At 34.4% G+C, this 19,189-nt stretch carries 16 protein-coding genes; all 16 read right to left on the minus strand.

What is annotated here, in order from left to right:
- Nucleotides 1-3,244: VCBS repeat-containing protein (locus P8O16_RS00300; protein ID WP_300309668.1), on the minus strand; the 3,244-nt coding region annotated here is incomplete at its 3' end.
- 70 nt (nucleotides 3,245-3,314) lie between these two features.
- Nucleotides 3,315-4,073, minus strand: a complete 759-nt coding sequence (locus P8O16_RS00305) for a glycosyltransferase family 2 protein (RefSeq protein ID WP_300309670.1) — start codon at nucleotides 4,071-4,073, stop codon at nucleotides 3,315-3,317.
- 247 nt (nucleotides 4,074-4,320) lie between these two features.
- Nucleotides 4,321-5,613 carry a hypothetical protein gene (locus P8O16_RS00310; RefSeq protein ID WP_300309672.1) on the minus strand — a complete coding sequence of 431 codons (1,293 nt, stop codon included), beginning with the start codon at nucleotides 5,611-5,613 and terminating at the stop codon, nucleotides 4,321-4,323.
- A gap of 4 nt (nucleotides 5,614-5,617) precedes the next feature.
- On the minus strand, nucleotides 5,618-6,637 hold the full coding sequence (locus P8O16_RS00315; RefSeq protein WP_300309674.1) for a glycosyltransferase family 4 protein: 1,020 nt from the start codon (nucleotides 6,635-6,637) through the stop codon (nucleotides 5,618-5,620).
- Nucleotides 6,638-6,646: 9 nt separating this feature from the next.
- Nucleotides 6,647-8,062, minus strand: a complete 1,416-nt coding sequence (locus P8O16_RS00320) for an O-antigen ligase family protein (protein ID WP_300309675.1) — start codon at nucleotides 8,060-8,062, stop codon at nucleotides 6,647-6,649.
- On the minus strand, nucleotides 8,059-9,135 hold the full coding sequence (locus tag P8O16_RS00325; protein ID WP_300309676.1) for a glycosyltransferase: 1,077 nt from the start codon (nucleotides 9,133-9,135) through the stop codon (nucleotides 8,059-8,061). The genes P8O16_RS00320 and P8O16_RS00325 overlap by 4 nt, the downstream gene beginning before the upstream one ends.
- A complete protein-coding gene (locus P8O16_RS00330) occupies nucleotides 9,132-10,244 on the minus strand; it encodes a glycosyltransferase (protein ID WP_300309677.1) in 1,113 nt (370 codons plus the stop codon). The genes P8O16_RS00325 and P8O16_RS00330 overlap by 4 nt, the downstream gene beginning before the upstream one ends.
- Nucleotides 10,241-11,383, minus strand: a complete 1,143-nt coding sequence (locus tag P8O16_RS00335) for a glycosyltransferase family 4 protein (protein WP_300309679.1) — start codon at nucleotides 11,381-11,383, stop codon at nucleotides 10,241-10,243. The genes P8O16_RS00330 and P8O16_RS00335 overlap by 4 nt, the downstream gene beginning before the upstream one ends.
- Before the next feature lie 2 nt (nucleotides 11,384-11,385).
- Nucleotides 11,386-12,141 carry a hypothetical protein gene (locus tag P8O16_RS20515; RefSeq protein WP_367182784.1) on the minus strand — a complete coding sequence of 252 codons (756 nt, stop codon included), beginning with the start codon at nucleotides 12,139-12,141 and terminating at the stop codon, nucleotides 11,386-11,388.
- Between the two features lie 662 nt (nucleotides 12,142-12,803).
- Complete coding sequence (locus tag P8O16_RS00345; RefSeq protein WP_300309683.1) at nucleotides 12,804-13,655, minus strand: SDR family oxidoreductase; 852 nt, start codon at nucleotides 13,653-13,655, stop codon at nucleotides 12,804-12,806.
- Nucleotides 13,652-14,776, minus strand: coding sequence for a glycosyltransferase family 4 protein (locus P8O16_RS00350; RefSeq protein WP_300309685.1), 1,125 nt, complete (start codon nucleotides 14,774-14,776; stop codon nucleotides 13,652-13,654). The genes P8O16_RS00345 and P8O16_RS00350 overlap by 4 nt, the downstream gene beginning before the upstream one ends.
- Nucleotides 14,773-15,378: a CatB-related O-acetyltransferase gene (locus P8O16_RS00355; RefSeq protein WP_300309687.1), complete on the minus strand. Its 606-nt coding sequence runs from the start codon at nucleotides 15,376-15,378 to the stop codon at nucleotides 14,773-14,775. The genes P8O16_RS00350 and P8O16_RS00355 overlap by 4 nt, the downstream gene beginning before the upstream one ends.
- Nucleotides 15,379-15,416: 38 nt before the next feature.
- On the minus strand, nucleotides 15,417-16,694 hold the full coding sequence (locus P8O16_RS00360; protein WP_300309689.1) for a hypothetical protein: 1,278 nt from the start codon (nucleotides 16,692-16,694) through the stop codon (nucleotides 15,417-15,419).
- Nucleotides 16,691-17,635, minus strand: a complete 945-nt coding sequence (locus tag P8O16_RS00365) for a glycosyltransferase family 2 protein (protein ID WP_300309691.1) — start codon at nucleotides 17,633-17,635, stop codon at nucleotides 16,691-16,693. The genes P8O16_RS00360 and P8O16_RS00365 overlap by 4 nt, the downstream gene beginning before the upstream one ends.
- Nucleotides 17,632-18,597, minus strand: a complete 966-nt coding sequence (locus P8O16_RS00370; RefSeq protein ID WP_300309692.1) for a glycosyltransferase — start codon at nucleotides 18,595-18,597, stop codon at nucleotides 17,632-17,634. Before P8O16_RS00370 ends, P8O16_RS00365 begins: the two co-directional genes overlap by 4 nt.
- Nucleotides 18,598-18,601: 4 nt before the next feature.
- Nucleotides 18,602-19,189 (minus strand): ATP-binding cassette domain-containing protein (locus P8O16_RS00375; protein WP_300309694.1); only part of this gene is annotated, 588 nt, incomplete at its 5' end.

The raw sequence follows: 19,189 nt of genomic DNA on the forward strand, positions 1-19,189 counted from the left end.
AAGTGTAAACTACCGTGGCATCCAACGTTCCTGCTTCTACTATCGAGGTCGTAATGGTTATCTGTTCATTCTCACAGTAGGCAGGATTTGCACTCAATAATATGTCCGGAGGAGGAATCGTACCCACAGTCTCCAGCTCAGTGACAAGGCATCCTTCTGCATCAGTAAATATTATTTCATAATTCCCAGCCTCCAGACCTGTGAAGGTATAGGTAGTTCCAGAAATACCTGGAACAAAGCCTGTCAAAAGGTTTCCGTCTCTCGAGATACTCGTAAGCGTATAAGGAGAAGTTCCTCCGGAAAGTGTCAATTCAATGGAACCGTTATCCGGAATACCACAGGTGGTTGACTCGTTGCTTATGTTTTGAACAATGAATGGATCTGGTTGAATTATTTCTATTGGCGGTGAAAGGCCCGAACAGGTTGTATTTGCCTCATTAAAATAGGCTATAGAATAAATTCCTATCGGCAAATTATCAAAAAGGATATCACCTACTAAAGCAGAAGAAACCGGAGAATATCCTGTTACCGGATTTTGATTTTCATCAAGTAAGGTATAGTTAATTCCTGGTTCTAAATCTGTGCTAAGCAATAAAATCTGACCGGAAGACTCTCCAAAACACCCAACATCAACTTTATCAAAGGCAGGAGAAGGAACAAGAGAAACTTCAACACTAAATTCCGTGACAGTCTCTATTAAATCACAACCAACAAAGTCAAATACAAAAGAAAAATCCCCTGGAGGTAGATTATTGATAATCAATTCCTCACTAGCATTTATTTCATAGGTAACTCCAGGTAAATTTGGATCCGTAGCTCCATCAAAAATCTCAAAGTCCGGAAAGCCTGCCAAATTGATTCTTTGCCATTTCTTCTCAGGATTTACAGCAAGTGAATTTGAACTAACAGGAGTAAGAATCAATTGATTTCCCGGCGCACAAAGGACATCCGAGGAGGAGGCAATTGTATAAGTAGGTAAATCTACAACTGGGATTGCAATGGAGGTATTATTATTATAATTACATTCTAATAATCGATCAGGAGAATCAACTGTCCCGGTGTTATTTGCTATTATAACTAACTTAAATACTCCAGTAGCTGGGATTAAGTTACTGGTTATAACTTCATTAAATTGAACCCAACCATCTGCCTGAGTGATAATTTGTCCCGCATCAATTATTGCATTTAAAAAAGTTAAAGTGCCGTCAGCTTCCTCCTTATAAAAAGAGATTTTCATATCCGCAGGAATATCTTGCGCAGTAAAATTATTTCTAAGACTAAAATTTATTTCTAAGACAGTTGGATCGCAAGTTCTTCTGGCGAATAAACTTGAATTATCTATCTCAACATCAAAAGCTGGAATATTGGCAGTTCTACAACCGCTATCGTTATAAAAAGTACCCTGTACTAAAAATGAATTAAGTGGCTGAGCATTAGGAGGAAAACACCCATTTACTGGGTCTAAATTCGGGAAAAGACCTTGTACAACTACCCCATCAACAATAGAATCCCCTGCTCTAATTGCATGATTAAGCTGATTTTGAGGAACAGACAAATCTCCCAGAATATTCACATTGAAATATCCATACTGATTCCAAATAGGTCTTGCCGGAGCCCATGGGTCGGAAGCGGTTTCGTATACAGTTAGATAAGCTCCTGGATCAGGCGGGAAATCTCCAATGGGAAATGTCTCCGAGTCAGTTACCACTATTTCAGCTTGACCGTCACTATCTAAATCTGCAACAATCGCACCCTCTCCTGCTGTTGCAGAATAAACGGGAAATGTTGCTAAATCTCCACCTGTAACTCCATCAATGATTCTTAGTTCACGTTCATCACGATACACCAGTTCTTGATTACCATCCTGATTAAAATCAAACATGGTAATTAAGGTATACCCAGATCGATCATTGGTAACTTGAGGATACCCTGGTCTTATTTGTAGCATCGGGCTACCATTGTATTCAAACATGGTGAGATACTTATGAGAGGTAACACCGATTTCAGGTGCTAAATCCCCATCAATATCCCCGATAAATGCCACTCCTGTACCCGCTTCATACTGATTACCTAAAGGTGAGGAAAGCGGAGAATCAGGAATTGTATTTGAGGCGATTAAAACAGGATTGTTTGCTAAATCGACAGTCCAGGCATAAACGGTTCTAGAGTTAGCGACAGTCCGCTGTCTGGCAGTTGTAACCACAACGTCCAATCGTCCATCATTATTAATATCTGCAATGGAAGTAAATCCATCTCTTGCCGCACTTCCATTAACATTAAAACCTGCTTGGATGGGGGTCATAGACCAAGTTCCAGCAGTGTTTGTAACGTTGTAGACTGTGTTTCCGGCAGCCAATTCCAATCCTGGATTTGAAGTAAGGTCAGCAGCAACGGTTAATGAAATTGAACCGCCATTCATATCATATCCAATGGTTTTAACCTGAGAAACCCCTTGTCCAAAATTGCCTCCATCTGCTAATTTCGCACCAGAAGTCGCATCAAAGATTTCATTGAAAATATAAACTTCAGGCGTACCGTCTTGATCAAAATCGGCAATACCTGGTGCCCCACCAGATGAATATTGATAGGGTGTTAAAATACCATTTACAATTGGAAAATTATTACCAAAAGGAACATTCATGCCATATGTATCCAAAGACACCCATCGCTCTAAAAATACTCCACCACTGAATTCATAAGCGACCAACCTACTCTTATAAGCTGCACTTGGCTCAGAGCTTGATGCTGCAACTATTATCAACGGATTAATAAACCCGGGAATTCTTGAAATTAAAAATGGATTGGGTCCCTCCATATTTATAAAAAATGGAGTAGTCAAAACGGAGGTTAGGGCTAAATTTGAGCCATCATAATTATAGATGACAATATTTTTAGTTTTATATATAAGCTCATCACCTTTTGCCAAATTCGGTGTCCCCCAATCATCCCCTGGGTTTTGAAGAATCAAAACCTCTGGAATTCCATCACCAGTGATATCCCCAACAATAGGAGTTCCAAACGAAGCTGCATTTTTATTTAATGACTGAGCTGTTTTCTGAATTGAAAAATCCCTGGTTAATTCAGGTTCAAAAACGCAATCCAGAGTTGGGAAATTGATATAATCATCTATAAAACCACCTCCATTTAACGGGGTAGTTGGCCTAAAAGCATTCACAATAAATATTGCAAAGCTTTCAAAAAAGACCAATGTGAAAATTAGAAGAAATACCTTTTTTAACGTCATCTAGTCTTAACTCCCCTTCTTTAAATATTCACAAAAATAAAGCCAACCACAAAATCGGATTTCATGACCTTCAAGTGTAATATTTAATAAACCCATTTATGGCCCAATAGCCAGTATAATAAACCGATTTGAATAAACTGAATTTCTGCGTTTCCTTCAAGAATAAGACATGTTTTGTGATCAAGGATAGCTTATTGCTTGTTGCAGACCCTTTCCTCAATCGGTATTGGGCTATGGGTTCTTTAATCCCATATGCCTTAACCCCAGATTTCAGAATTTTCAACCACAACCCATAGTCTTGTTTCCTTCGATGGGGTGGCATCATAAATTTACCGATCTTATCTAAGTCCAACATTACAGTTGAGGTAAATATCTCCGTTTTTTTCAGGAGAAACTCATAATCTATGGGTTCCTCAGTTACTATTTTCGGTCTTTTTATGAGGTTATTCTTTTCGTCAATAAACTCATAGGAGCCAAAAGAAAAAGAATAGTCATTATCCAGCATAAAATTCACCTGGGTTTCTAGCTTATTAGGCTTCCATCTATCATCACTATCCAGAAAACATAAATACTTTCCTTTAGCAAAATCTATCCCTGAATTCCTCGTTATTCCTGAACCTTTATTCTCCGAATTTCTAAGCAATTTGAAACGGGAATCTTCCTTTGAAAATTGTTCTACTATACTCACTGAAGAGTCAGTTGAGCAATCATCAATCAAAATCATTTCCCAATTTTGATAGGTTTGAGATAAAACTGAATTCAAACAATCTTCCAAATACAATTCCGTATTGAAAATCGGGGTAACTATTGAAATAAGTGGTTTTTCCATTTGGATCACAAGTTGTGACTTTTTAGAATTAAAGAGGTAAAAAAAACAAAAATATGCTTAATCGAATTGAAGGCCCTGGTTTTATTTACTTTTCAGGAGCCTGCATAAGTTAATGGGAATGAGAGCTGCGTAGGAAGACAAAAAAATCCCAATTCAGGGTTTAGCTCAGGTTTAAGTGGGGGATTTTGCTTTACCAGCCTAAAAGCGGGGTTTACAAACTCAATACTAGATCGGTTCGAACAAAAAATCAGGAGATATAAGAAATAAAATCGCGCAATTTGCCCTTCTCCATTCTGAAGGAGGCAACCTGTTCAAATTCTATTTTAATATCATCCTTAAAATAAATTTTAGCTTGTTCTAAAATCAAATCTTCCTTTTTGGAATCTAACTTTTCTAAAAATCGAATTATCAGCTTCCCCTTTTCATTTTGAGTTGCCTGATAATCTATAGCCAAACCTTTTTCGAAGTAAATATTTTTGAAAATATAGTATAGCGTTAAAGATGGATATTGCTTATTAAATCCAACTATTATCTTCCCTACTCTTCCGGTGACTTCCGCGATAATTCTATGACTCCTTCCACAGGCACATTTAAAGTTTTCATCTGCAAGTTTTATAGAATCACCCAGCCGATACCTGATTATTGGAAAGGAATAAGAAAGCATATTCGTAACGAGGATTTCTCCATTTTCATCCTGCTCTACATATACTCCCTCCTCAGTGATGTGCATATTTCCCTCCGGACATTCAAACGCGATGATTCCAGCTTCTGCTGCTCCATATTCACTGATAATTTTTCTACCAAAAGCCTTCTTGACAACCTCCTGATAGTGAGGGAAAATTTTTTCCGATGTCCCTTTGATCATTTTTAGATTGGGCAAAGAATGGGATTGATCCAATCCAAGTTTTGCCATTTCATAAATCATAGAACTATAACCCTCTATGAAAACGGCATTTTTCAGCTTTTTGCGTAAACTTTTTAGGGATGTTTCACTATAGTCAAACATTCGATTACGGTTTACGAAAAAATCTAATACTCTTAATTTTAGCTTTTTCTTCCAGTTGGAATTATACCCCCAAAAATAAATATTAAAGTCCCAAGGATTAACCCCAAACCAAGAGTACCCTCGCATCTGAGCTGCTCGATTGAAACTATCCCAATTTTCGTCTCGCTTGAATGTCAAAACCTTACCGCTTGTTCCCGAGCTTTCACAATAAAACACTTTGTCAAAAAACTCCTCCCCAACCTGGATTTTCTCATTGTATTGAACTAAATCCTCTTTACCTATTGGGTTGATTTTTTTAAATTTTTCAATGGAGAAATCTTCGGAAGGATTGAAACCCGCCCTTTTCATTCGCTCCGCATTCCACGGAGAATTATTGTAAGCAAAGATTAGAAAGCGCTGCAGCCTTTCAAGCTGTAGCATATCCAGCTCTTTTCTATGAGAAAAATCCGTACTCAATAAATCATTAAAATGCTTATAGAGACTTGGATTCCTTTTTTTCGCACCACTTTTATATAGTATCTCTCTCCAATTCATATATTCATTTAAGAATTTCTTGCCACTTATTCCTCACTGCTGATTCCCAGTCCATAGATTGAGCCTTTCGCCTTGCGTTGATTCGGAGCACTTTTCGGTGTTCTTTGTCATTCGCTAGCTTTGCAATAAAACTAGATGCAGCGCTCCAGTCTTCAGATGGAAATAAGTATCCCTCCTCTCCATGAGTGACCAAAAAAGGAATACCACCAACGTCTGTAGAAATTATTGGTAACCCTAAAGCCATCGCTTCAATCACACTAACTGGCATGTTATCAACTCTGGTAGTATTTAAAAACAGGTCAGCTGTTTTGGCTAATTCTTTCCATTCGGCAGGTTGTAATTTCCCATAGAGATTAACAGATTCATTTAGATCGTATTTTGAGATCAAATCTTTCACGCTTTCTCTGGAACTATCTTTATCTGGCCCTACCATCGACAACTCTACGTCAATTTTGAAATTATTCTTCAAATTGTTGACTATTTCTATTGCCAATTCAGGGTTATAAATTGATTGGAAAGCCCTTAACCAAAAAATATGAAGTTTCCCGTCATCAAGCTTCTCCGGGATAAAATCATACTGTTTTAAATCAATTGCATTGGGTACAATATGAACCTTGATGTCAAAGTTTGACTCAATGACATTTTTCAAGTATTCAGATGGGGCAACAACGTACTTGGCATCTCTAAGGTAATTTGAAACTAAGTCTGCACTGGATTTGATTCTGGATTCAAACTGTCCTCCATGGATTATTGGTGTATATGGAATATTTAAGCTCTTGCAAAATCGTCCTGCTGTCCAGGCAAAGTGAAAAGCCGATGTCGAATAAGTATCAATTAAAACGTTTTTAGCTTTTTTTCTATTACGCCAAATTATCCACCACATATGAAAAATTCTCATAATGGGATTCTTCATATCAGATGCAGAAACTACAACATCCAATTCTTTTAACCTTTCGCCTAGGGTTTCAACAGTGGTCGGATTCTTCCCGTATTTAGACAATTTATTACCTAAGAATATAATCATATAGCTGTTCTAGGGTTCTAATTTGGTTTTTTTAGGCTTAATTTCTGGAAGGATTACAGCAGTTGCCATTGCTAAAAGTAAAGGAGAAAGAAATGTCCTTGTCGCCGCATGAAAAGTTGTGTAAACAGAAAGGATAGCAAAGCTGACGATTAACCCCTTAGAAATGGGATCTTTAATTTTCTTCAAATTGAGATAAAAAACTGAAAATAAGGAGGCTATTATGAAAATTGAAAAAAGTCCATGTTCCGCGATTAAACGAGATAATTCAACGTGCGCTACTACTCCGTTATGAGAAGATCTGAGATACTTGGATGCAGCCGCCCCGACTCCAAAGACCGGATTATCCTGATAGAGTTCAATATCAGCCATAAAAATATCAAATCTATTTGTGGTGATTTGGTTAAGGTCTTTGTCTTTAGTACCTGCCAAGGTACCAGCAGTTTCTCCCATATACCTGAGAAAAAGATTTCCGTCTGTTAAAATATTGGTAGTTATGGCGCTAATTGCTATCACTAAAATAATTGGGATAATAAACTTTATTGGATTACCCAATTTTAATTCAAATCGCTTTTTCTTCGGTAACCTATAGAGGTAAAAAAGGATAGCAGCTATACTGATTGCAGTACCTATCATTCCACCTCTTGAGAATGTCAAAAGACCTTGAACCAAAAACGCAAAAAAGAAAAACAGGTCTAATACCAAGCTACCTGTTATTCTAAATTTCAGGAGTAGTGCTACCGCAAAAACAAAAGCCCCTAAACCTAATACAGTTGCCACTTGGTTTGAGCCAAAATTTCCGGCAGATTGAAAATTAGCACCAAGCACAAATTCAATTTCGTCTAGATCTGGGGTCCTTATATAAGTAGAAACAAGAATAGCGATACAAGGAAATGCAATGGGCTTTAACCAATTGACGAATTTTTTCAAATCAATCTTGAGCGTATTAAAAAAGAGAATACCTACACAAATATTTATTAAACCGAAAACATTAAAAACTATATCCTGAAAAGTAACCATCCCACTCTTATCAATGAAGAAAGAAGGGATTATAAAAAGGATTCCTAAAATCACTATAGAATTATGAAGGTTGTTTTTATCCCTAAAATTAACTGAGAAGCCTAAAAGACAGAGTGTTAAGAATAAGTATTTCCCAAGCTCATAAGGAATAAAAGGACTAGCTGAAACCATCCTTCCTAAAAGTTCGAATGAGCAAATGTAGATGATCAGATTTGCAATGAAGAGACCTCTGGATTCAGGTTTGATTTTTAAGAAACCAATGAAAGAATCAATTAAAACCCAATAAAACCATATAATTAAAAAAAATCTTGAAAATGTGGCTGCACCACCTAAAAGAACATGAAAAACTGTCCAAGGGAGTGCGTTTTTTTTAATGGTTAAGGAGGTAATAATATTCCCGATCATCATGCGATGCTTTGAATAAAGGATTTGTAGGAACTAATAAATAAACTTGCACCAAAGTTCTCTTCAACAAAGGATTTGAAAGCAGAATTTTGGCTGAATTTTGCTTTTTCAAAGGCCTTCAGCAAAGCATTAGCAAACAATTCAGGTGATTTAGGAGGTACAAGATCCCCATACTTCCCATTATCTAAAACTTTTCTGATCTGTCCGACATCAGTGGATACTATTTGAAGTTGAGCCAAACCATATTCGAGTAAACTAACAGGGAGACCTTCGGAAGTGGAAGATAACACGCCTATATCTGAATCCATCAAAAAGTCTTCTACTTTATCGCTTGGTCCAAGATGTAGTATATAAGGTATTAAATTGAAATCTTCTAAGGCCTTCTTCACTTCCTGGAAATAGCTGTCATTGGAATGTAAGCCTACAAAATAAATCTTAAAATTAATTTCCGGGTTTCGATTTTTAATAAGGTTCAGGGCATTAATGAACGTCAAATGATCCTTTTGAGGGCGGAAATTAGCTAAATGCAAGATTTTTAACTCTCCTTCAGTTTTTCTTGTAGAAGAATTAATTGCTAGGTACGGGAAGTTATTAAGAAGTATTATTGAGTTTTTTTTCAGATTAAGATTTTGTTGATTCCAAATTCTTAATTGATCATTGACAACTATAACAGCATCAATCCATTTTGAAACTTTAATTAAAACGGAACGATCTCCCTCTTTTAAGAATTCAGATTTCCCGAAATGATCATGGAAAATTAAAATAAAGTCAACTTTAGTAATAAGCTTTGCTAATACCGCCCAATAAATGGAAGATGAATGAGCATGTACCACAGTTGGCTTAAAATCCTTTATACTCTTTACTAATCTTGAGAAAGCCGCAAGGTCAAAAAAATTCTTTTTATTAAGAAAGAATAAATTATTCGGATTTTCTATTTGGTTCTGCAGCCCACCACCTTTTCTGGAGACTAGCAATTTATTAGGAATACCATCCTTTGACAATACGTTTGAAATATTTACTGCCATTCGTTCCGTACCTCCAACACTTAAGGTGTCAACTAATTGCAGAACTTTCATAATAATTTTTGTATTTCTTCCTCGAAATACTCAAGTGTATATTTTCTTGACCAACTGGAAGCCTTTTCTGAAATTTCAGTAAAGTTAGATTCAGATTTGATTAAGTCAGAAATTATTTTAGCTGGGTCAGAATTCTCATCGATTAGAAAACCTCTTTCCCCAAAGTTGAGCATCTGTGGAACACAACTTACAGGAGTTGTAATGGGAACGCAACCCCAAAACATTGCCTCTGCAACCGCTTTTGGCCATCCCTCGGACTTTGAAACAAAAACTAAGAAATGTGCTTTTTGTAATACTTCCTTCACCTTAGAAGCTTCAACATTGCCCCAAAGCTTAATACCATCAGACAAATCATCTTTTTTTGCCAAGGCTCTAATGACATCTAATTCAGGGCCTTTTCCCAGGAAATCCAGAGATACGACAAAACCTTTTCTCCGTAGGCTTTTATATACTTGATATGCTGTTTGAGGGGACTTGTTTTCCGTCATGGAACCTACAAAAACAAGATTAATTCCTTTGGAGAGCGGTTCCTTTTTTATGGGGACAATATCTCTTTCTGAATAGGTTGCAGTAAAAAATGGTAAAATATTTGAGCTTTGGCCTTCCCATTCACCGTAGGCTAAAACTTTCATTTTATGGGTCAGAAACCTGGAGTTTAATATCCCTTGTTGCAATTTATAAGACCAAGGTTTGTTAGCCTTGGGATCCCAATTTCCTGCATACTTTGCCGTCTTACTTTTCCAGGGCAGGAGAATTTGAATAAGGCAGGCAAGTAGGCCCATATTTCCAGGGCATCTTAAGTGTAGATGATCGGCTCTCAAGCTATAGAAAAAACCTTTTGATAGAATCACTAAGCAGGCCCAAACGGCGTTTGGCGCATCCTTGAGGCTCTTTATCTGAAAAGACGGAACTTTGATGAAGCGAACTTTTTGGTGCTGGTAGGCCAAATCTATCGGATCAGGTTTTTCCTCTTTACTCAAAGGAGCCAATATCCATAATTCAGATACGTGTTTGCCCCAAATATTCATTTCTTTTACATAGGGCCCATATCCAAAAAACTTACCGTCAAATTTGGTATGGATGACATGCGAATAAACTAGGAATCTCAAGAGGCGATTGATCTATAATAATCAATATTTTTCTTTACCAAGACTTTCACATCAAACCTTTCCAAAACATCCTTTCGTGCATTTCTCCCCAGCTCTAAAGCCTTTTCTTTATTTCCCAACAAATCTATTACATGATTTGCAATGTCATCAGGATCGTAACAATCTGCCAAAAGCCCAGTTTCTCCATGTTTTACCACTTCAGGACCAGGTCCGGATATACTTCCCACAAATGCTTTTGCAGATGCCAAAACTTCCAACCAAGCTAAGGGCAAAGCCTCCATATGTGAAGGATAAACGCAAATCTCAGAAGATGCAATTTTTTCAGGAATCTTTACTAGATCCACTGGCCCTGTGATCGTAATATGATCTTTTGATTCAGGAGTAATAAAAGTTTTTAGGTATTCTGTGAAAGAAATATCGGAGTTTGGATCAATCCAATCTCTCCCAACAATTTCCAATTGTGCATCAGGAAAAGCTTGTAAAATTTTGGGCATTGCCATAGCCAACTGTCTCACCCCTTTCTTCTCACATATTGTCCCCACAAATAGTAATTTGTTTTTTACTACAGCCTTTGGGTCTGCAGGTTTAAAAAGGTCAACATCAATCGGATTTGGAATTATATGTATTGAGATATCACCTAATTTCAAGAGATCTCTAGTTGATTCAGCTGTGTATTTACTTACAGATATGACATGATCGGCTTTTTTAAAGCTTAATTTCTCCTGAATAGATTTCCATGGATTAGTCTTCTTATTCTCCGCATTGGAAAAAAAATGATGACCGCCATTCATTCGAATCAAATATTTAACTTCTGGAATTTTATTTATAAAAGCTAGTGCAAGCTCGGTTCCTTCTACTATGGAAATAGGGTCTTTTTGATGTATTTCGGCAATTTTTTGATTAATACTTTTTGCTCTGTTATACCAGATTAATCCCTTCAAATTATGTTTTTTGGTTCTATATATATTGATACCTTGGAAATTCTCATATTCTTCGACATTTATATAGTTTGTACCAACTATTGAAACTTTAATATCAAATTTCACCAACTCAAGGCTCAGGTTTCTTATAAAAGTACCTACACCTCCATGAGCTATTCCTGGTTTCGGAAATTCATTTGTGAGAAAACAAATGTGCATTTTTATATACTTTTAATTGTTTCAAAAATCATTCTGGTTGAAGTGGATTGCGGAAAATCCTTACGGATTTTATTCAACCAGATCAGCCTATCCTTGCATATTTCCTTTGGAGAGTTTAAAACTTTTTGAACTACAGATCCTATTTCCTCCTTTTGATTTATCCAACATACCGCATCTAATTGATCCATAGACATGAAGTGTTGTCTTTCATAAATTTGGTGAGGATCCCAGGATGTAGGATTATCACAGTCTGGAAGATAGTTTAGGTAGATTGCTGGTTTATCAAAGCACGCAAAATCCAATGCCATAGTTGATCCAATATTCAAAACAGTTTCACAGTGTTTCGCAACATTAGCCAATAATCCTAGATCTTCATATAATGGATAAGAATAACTCCAATTATCCGAAAGCTTCCATAAAGGAGATATTAAAACAATGTTTTTGAACTCATTTAACACCTCTTGGTATCTATCATACTTTGAGACGGGTACAGGCCTAAACAAAATTTGAATTCCACTCTCCTTCTTAAGTGCTAATGCCAAATCCCTAAGAAAATAAGGATCCAAAGGCGAAGTATACTCATCATCTCCACTAAAGCATATCCACTTTTTATTGGAGTCAAGGCCATACTTTGCTGCAAATTCTTCTTTTGAAACAAAGAACTTTTCTTCACTATAAAAATTGAACTGAGGCGTACCCGTAACGATCACCTGACTATCACTAATTTCTGGATAATAGTGATGAAGCTCGTCTTTCATATAATTTGACCAAACCAGGTAATTATCTGCTTTAACCGCTAGCCGAGCTTTAGGGAGATTATCCCATGAAAAAATAACAGTTATAGTTTTTATTCCCAATGATCTTGCCGCTAAGAGAGCAATGGCCGCATCCGGTGATCTTTGGTGTGTACAAAAAACTATTTCAGGCTTAGTTCTTTTTAGAAATTCCAGAGCTAAAGTGTATGCTTTGGATCTTTTGGATAGTATTTCCGAATAAGATTCTAACCATAGGATATTATCATATTTTGAAACTGAGCTCGCAATAATTTCAGCAAATTTATAGAGCAACTTTCTTTTTAGACTCTTTTGATTGGTTGGCCAATCACGAATTGTTGCCGGGTTTTGATCAATTTCGACATTCCGCTTTAGCCTTGCCAAAACACTAGCTTCTCTGAAAACTCTGGGGAACAGGCTTTCTGGAATTGAAATTAATTCTTCACTTATCAATTGAATCCCATGCAATTCTTCTATTGACTTAATTACAGAAGAGTCCAATTTGTGCCATAGAAAAAATTGTGTTTGGTTGGAATCGAATTGTGAAATTAAATCACTGAACAAGTAATTTCTTATCCCAACTCCATCTGGAACAATAAAACAAATCTTTTTCAAAGGGTTATTCATTACAATTGACTGAAAGGTATTTAATTAAAATATTCTTTGATACCTTCCTCAAAAATCCTTGGGTGATAATTTAACTCTTCCAATGCTCCAGACGTTGTTTCAAGCACTTTTTCTTCATTTAAACGAATTAATTTTTCAGGATGCCAATTAACAACTTTTAAAAACCTTAAAACTTTAAGTCCAAAAACACTAAGACCGAGAGGGACTTCTAAAACCCTGATTTTCTTAGGTTTTGCTAATATTTGAGCCATTTCTTTTAAAGATATGGGCTGCGGTCCAACCAGGTTATATGATTTTTTGTAAACATTCGGGTTAGAAATTGCAAAAACTAGGGCTTCAACAAAATCATCTATGTGAGTTGGACTTTGTTTAATTTCAGCAGATCCCGGCACGATTAATAGCAGATATTTATTTATGAATTTATATAGCTTATAAATATTCTGATCTTCCTTGTGACCATAAACCATGTTGGGCCTAAGTATAGTATAATTCACTCCTGAATCGCGAATTATTTCTTCCTTGTCCTGTCTTATTATTTTCGTTGGGGCGTCAATTTTTGTAAACATGGCGGCCGATCCAACAATAATTAATTGATCCGCATGATATTTTTTACAGACTGAGACTAAAGCATCAACATTAGCAAGTAAGATATTAGGGATATGAATTACAATTTCAAATCCATACTTTTCAAATAATTGATTCAGTAAACCTTCATCGTTAGAATCACCGATTAAATATTCAACATAATTCAGTTTGTGTTTAGGAGGATTTCTGGAAAGGGAAACAAGCTGATTATTTCCATTTTTATTTTTGAGAGATTGAAAGATTCTTCTTCCAAAATTTCCTGTACCACCAATAACTAGTATTTTCATTTGAATTTTATAAGATCAAATAATTGTTCTTTTTGTTTCATCAAATTCTTTTGATTGCACTCAAATTTTTCTTTGAAAATAGAACGTGCATTTTGTGAATACTCTAGCCAATTATCATTATTGAGGAGCTTTAGTAGAATAATTTCTAATTCCTCAGGATTATTTGCATCGAAAAACTCACCGTTTTTCCCGGGAATTAAAATTTCTTTAATTCCTCCTACCTTATTTGCAATAATTGGAGTGCCTGTCGCAAGAGCTTCAACATTTACCATTCCAAATGCTTCTTGACTACTATTACTTACATGAATCAATGAGGTAGACATTACATCAAGAACTTCCTGATAGGAACACTCTCCTAAAAATTCCACGTGATTCTCTAGTGATAATTCCTTTACTAGTGTAATTAAATTATCAAGTTCTGAACCTGAGCCAGCAATCTTCAATTTTAAGTTGGGAATATTTTTTCTCACTAGGCTAAAAGCACGAATAAAGGAGGCGTGACCCTTACTTTTTTCAAGACGAGCCACAAAGGAAATTTGAAATTCTCGTTCAGAGATATGAAGTATTTCTTTGTTTTTGAGTGGGTCAGGCATGAGGTAGTTCACTACCTCGATTTTATTTTTTTTAGAAGGAAAAAGAGTTTTTAATTCATTTTTCAAATCATTAGAGTTTGTCAGGAATTGAAAATCTGACAAATTAAAAACTATACTCTTTCTAAATTTTAAAAGGTTGAATCTTAATTTGCTAAACTTCAAATCTGCCTCAAGCTGCTCCTGCATAGTATGCCAATAGATCAAAGAATGTGGGATATTGAGTAATCTCCCAACAAGAAGCGAAATGAAGTTGGAACTGAATTGACTAATAACAATGTCTGGTCTTACTTTTTCACAGTAATCCTTAAAGAACAAGAAATCCTTAAAACGCACCGGTCTTGCATTAGGCCACTTAGCGATAGTTAACCCTTTTTCAGGTGGGTGTTCATCAAAGACCATATCTCCATTTCTATCCAAAATCAAATGAACTTCATTACCAGTTTTTTGAAGAAAATTGGCTAACAAATAAAAGTATAAAGGAATACTATTAGTATTTGGGCTTGAACATATTACAATTTTGAAACTCATTTATCCTTGATTATTTCATAAATAGACGATACTTTGGTAAGGTCGGAAAAAAATAAAGCTTCAATATTCTTAAGAGATTTTGGATCAAGATCCCACCAATTGAACGCAAGTAATTCGCTGATTATTTTTTCTGAAAATCTGTATTTTATCACTCTAGCCGGATTACCTCCTACAATAGAATATGGCGGTACATCTTTAGTGACAATTGATCCAGCTCCAATAATAGCGCCAGATCCTACCGATACCCCAGAAAGAATTACAGCACCATGACCTATCCAAACATCATGCCCCACAACTATAGGATTGATAGTTTTTAATTTGGCTAATTCACCATCAAATAACCTTCTATTGATATAAGTTGTCAAATAATTTACTGGATGATTAGAGGAATGAAAAGCGACATAAGCACCAATTTGGCAATACTTACCTATTGTCACATCACCAAAGACAAAATTATTCTTACCTAAGGTAGTTCTGAACCCTAAGGAACATTTTCCTGAGAAAACACAAAATTCGGGAATGTTATTTTCACCCCCAAAACTAACGTTTTGAAGACCATTTGAAAGAATTGACACCACAGATTCATTCGGGGCTGAGTGCATCTTGAAAAAATATTTTCTAATTAATTTTGAAAATTTACTTAAGTAGTACATTTAATATCCTTCAAATATTCAAAAACATTATCTAATTCTTTATTTACTGTACTAGGCAGAATATAAGGTTCAAGGATATTTACTTGGCCTTGTATATCCTTCAGATCTAACTTATTTGAGAAAAATTCATTCAGAATCCGGAGAATTTCATCAATATTTAATGCCTCAGTTTGTAAAGGATAGTTAGGTCCTAAAATCCTCCTAGTCTCTGAATCAACTGGGGCCAAAGAAAGAAAGATTTTATTTAAACCGATAACTTCAGCTAATTTAACCGGCATAAATGGACTTTGCTGAAATGAAGACTCAAGCAATAAAAACAAATCAGATTTCTTCATCAAGGCTAAGCTTTTTGAATGTGAAAATCTCTTGTCAATAACATTAAGACAATCTTGGTATTTAAATTTCTTGAATACTGGAAAATGATTTTCAGTAACTGGGCCAAAAAAGTTTAAAGAAATTTTAGAAAGAAACTCAGGGTTTTCATCCAAAAATAATTCAAAAGCTTTTAACAATCCAGACGGATCTCTTTGACTCAAAAGGGACCCACAATGAGTAATATTAATTTTATTAAAGGCAAGAAACTCCGAAAGATCTTCTTCCTCACTAAGCACTTCCTCATAAAAGATATGCGGGAAAATAAATGTTTTCTTCTCAGGATCTTGTGAGAAATCTAAAAACAATTCGTTAAGCTTTTGAGATGGGCTTGCGATGGCTGTAGATTTTTTTATGACAGCTTTAATTATTTTTTTTTCTTTAAGATCAAAATTGGGATTGTTTGTATATCCATTTGAATAAGGATACGGCATTAAACAATAAGGAATAGGATCATTAAAATAAGACAAAATAGGAATGTCGAAAGAAGGAGATAATTCAGATACAGCACGATGGGAACATCCCGAAGTAGCAATAGTCCGGATAAAAATTAAATCGAATTTCTCTTTTTTAATTAATTGAGAAATCTTTCTTTTAAACTTAAGAACACGGTATTCTTTTAAAGGGACAATTCCAAAATAGCTTGAAAAGAAATTTTTTATTTTGTTGTTTTTAGAGAGAGAAAAATCTAAAATATCATTTGAAATTTTATGCAATTTGATCCCCTTATTTAACCAATCTGGTTTATCGATATCAAATTGTGGATATTGATAATAGACAGCATGTATCTCATAAGATTTTAAATCAATAGAATTTAAAAAATTAACGGAAGCTATACCTTCAGAGGATCGGTTTTTATTTATACATTCCAGGACAATTAATATTTTTTTCATTTAATAACTTTAAAAGTATCACCTTTTTTTAAAAGAAAAAGAATTAAAAAAATGAATAAAGCCCTAATTCTCAAAAACCAACTAATTTTTATTTTTTTTAGAGTAGAATTAAACAAAACCCATAAACCATATTTAGCAGAAGATTTTAAAAAAGAATTCAAGTCATGAATTAAAAAATTTAAATATACTTCTTTACTTTCCATTAATGAATTACTTATAGATTCATGTATAAAAAGACGAGCTTCAATAAAATACTTTAATTTCTTAGAAGATGATATTCGGCCTAAAGAGTTTGAATGAGTTCGACGAAGTACAAAGTAATCATTTAATCCGCCAATTTTATACCCATTAACCATCATCCTTGTAAAAAGAAGCCATTCATTTGCATAAAGCTGACCTTCCAAAAAACTAATCTTTTCAAAACATGAACGTCGAATTAAAGCAGAATTAGTACACCACAAAGCCCTATTTGATAGATAAAGAGACAAGTAATCAGAATCAATATAAAAATTTTCTTTTTGCCAACTACTAATAATATTAGAAGAAGCCCCATGAAAATTAAAAGTTTTACAAACGACAACATCTAAATGCCTATTATCTCGAAAAAATTTAATTTGCTTTGAAATTTTTTCCTTTAAAATTAAGTCATCACTATCAATAAAATTAATATATTCACCTGAAGACATTAAAAACCCAAAATTACGACAACTATTTGCCCCTTTTGGTAAATTATTAGGTCTTTTAAAAAGTTTTATATCCGGCCAAATAATGTTTAAATTCCAAAATTCATTTAATTGACTTTCATCACTGTGATCATCAACAACAATTATTTCTAAATGTGAATAATCTTGATTGAGAACACTCTGTAATGTTTCTTTTAAAAATAAGATTCCATTAAAATGAGGAATAATTACAGAAACAAGTCTATTTACAACAATCATTTAAATTTAAAAAGCTTAGACAACCTTAAAAACACATACCTGATGGCCAAAGTATACTTTAAACTTTTAGAAATCTTATAAAAATTGACATAAATAATAATATAAAAATCAAAATCATTCCACTTAGAAGAATCAAATAAACTAATAGCTCTGGAAGAATCTTTAAGAAAAATAAAATCAAAATAATGCGAAACTAAACGTCGAACTTTTCTTTGAAACGGATGGAAGTCTAAATGTTTTTTAAACAAATAGAAGGTAGAAACATAGAAATTTAAAGTTCTGGAATTATACAAGGAATTTGTTAGCACCCTGTGCTTAGCTACGATTTCTAAAGTCCCTAAAAAACTAAAATGTCTTGCTAATCTTAAAATCATATCGGTATCTTCAAATACTAGACTATTATCATATCCTCCAATTTGTTTGACAGCTGCAGTAGAATACAAGCAAGTAAGTGTATGAACATACCATTGACCTAAGATAGTTTCAAAAATATATCCACTTGGGGGAGGATTTAAAATTGAGAAACCTTGTTGTTGAAGCAAATAAGATTTTTCAGGAATTTCTTCATTGAACTCATCAATTCTAATTAAATCTGAATAAATCAAAGAATGTTCAAAATTAAATTTTTTTAAATGGTTTACTTGAACAGAGATTTTATTAGGTAAAATAATATCATCACAAGAAATAACCTGATAATACTCTCCCTTAATTCTAGCTAGAGCAAAGTTTAGATTTTCACAAATTGTTTTTGGTTCGGTGTTTTTGACGAATTGCCATAAATTTAATTTATATTTCTCAATGTAATCTTCAATTTTTTCAACAGAATTATCACTTGAGTAAGAATCTATAATTAAAACTTCAAGATTAGGGTAAGACTGCAGCCTTATTGAATCTAAAGATTCACCAATAAACCTTTCATGATTATAACAGATTGCAACAACTGAAACTAGGGGATTTTTCACAAAATTAAAACTCTTGCAAATTCACCATTCGCTGAAATTTATTTGAAGAATTAAAAACCTCATCGAATGTTCCCTGAGAAATAATCTTCCCCTCCTCCATCATAATAAGAATATCCACATTTTTTATAGTACTCAATCTATGAGCAATAACTAATATTGTATACTTACCTTTGAAAGAATCAATATTTTCTTGAATAATCTTTTCGGTCTCCGAATCTAAAGCTGAAGTAGCCTCATCAAATATTAAAATTTCACATTTCTTAAAAAGTTCTCTTGCAATAGATATCCGTTGTTTTTGACCACCGGAGAAAACCATTCCATTATCTCCAAGATTAGTATCCTCTTTTAAAAGACTATTATCAACAACAGATGTAAGATGTGACAAATTGATAACCTCCCAAAACAGCTTTAAATTCTCCTCTGTTTTTGGTGCCCAAAAAGTAACATTATTATAAATTGTGTCATTGAAGATGACAGGTTCTTGAGTAATATACCCAAATCTCTTACGGTAAGTAGATAGATCTAAATCTTTACGATTTGTGTCATTTATGAAAATATTACCAGAAGTAGGATTCAGCAACCCGATTATTAA

The organism is Algoriphagus sp., assembly GCF_029254265.1.
Lineage (GTDB): Bacteria > Bacteroidota > Bacteroidia > Cytophagales > Cyclobacteriaceae > Algoriphagus.

Coding starts and splice junctions, on each gene's coding strand:
- P8O16_RS20515 (WP_367182784.1), bottom strand. CDS start 12,141: ATGAAAGACGAGCTTCATCACTATTATCCAGAAATTAGTGATAGTCAG.
- P8O16_RS00310 (WP_300309672.1), bottom strand. CDS start 5,613: ATGAATTGGAGAGAGATACTATATAAAAGTGGTGCGAAAAAAAGGAAT.
- P8O16_RS00350 (WP_300309685.1), bottom strand. CDS start 14,776: ATGAGTTTCAAAATTGTAATATGTTCAAGCCCAAATACTAATAGTATT.
- P8O16_RS00305 (WP_300309670.1), bottom strand. CDS start 4,073: ATGGAAAAACCACTTATTTCAATAGTTACCCCGATTTTCAATACGGAA.
- P8O16_RS00325 (WP_300309676.1), bottom strand. CDS start 9,135: ATGAAAGTTCTGCAATTAGTTGACACCTTAAGTGTTGGAGGTACGGAA.
- P8O16_RS00315 (WP_300309674.1), bottom strand. CDS start 6,637: ATGATTATATTCTTAGGTAATAAATTGTCTAAATACGGGAAGAATCCG.
- P8O16_RS00345 (WP_300309683.1), bottom strand. CDS start 13,655: ATGAAAATACTAGTTATTGGTGGTACAGGAAATTTTGGAAGAAGAATC.
- P8O16_RS00335 (WP_300309679.1), bottom strand. CDS start 11,383: ATGCACATTTGTTTTCTCACAAATGAATTTCCGAAACCAGGAATAGCT.
- P8O16_RS00355 (WP_300309687.1), bottom strand. CDS start 15,378: ATGCACTCAGCCCCGAATGAATCTGTGGTGTCAATTCTTTCAAATGGT.
- P8O16_RS00365 (WP_300309691.1), bottom strand. CDS start 17,635: ATGATTGTTGTAAATAGACTTGTTTCTGTAATTATTCCTCATTTTAAT.
- P8O16_RS00320 (WP_300309675.1), bottom strand. CDS start 8,062: ATGATGATCGGGAATATTATTACCTCCTTAACCATTAAAAAAAACGCA.
- P8O16_RS00360 (WP_300309689.1), bottom strand. CDS start 16,694: ATGAAAAAAATATTAATTGTCCTGGAATGTATAAATAAAAACCGATCC.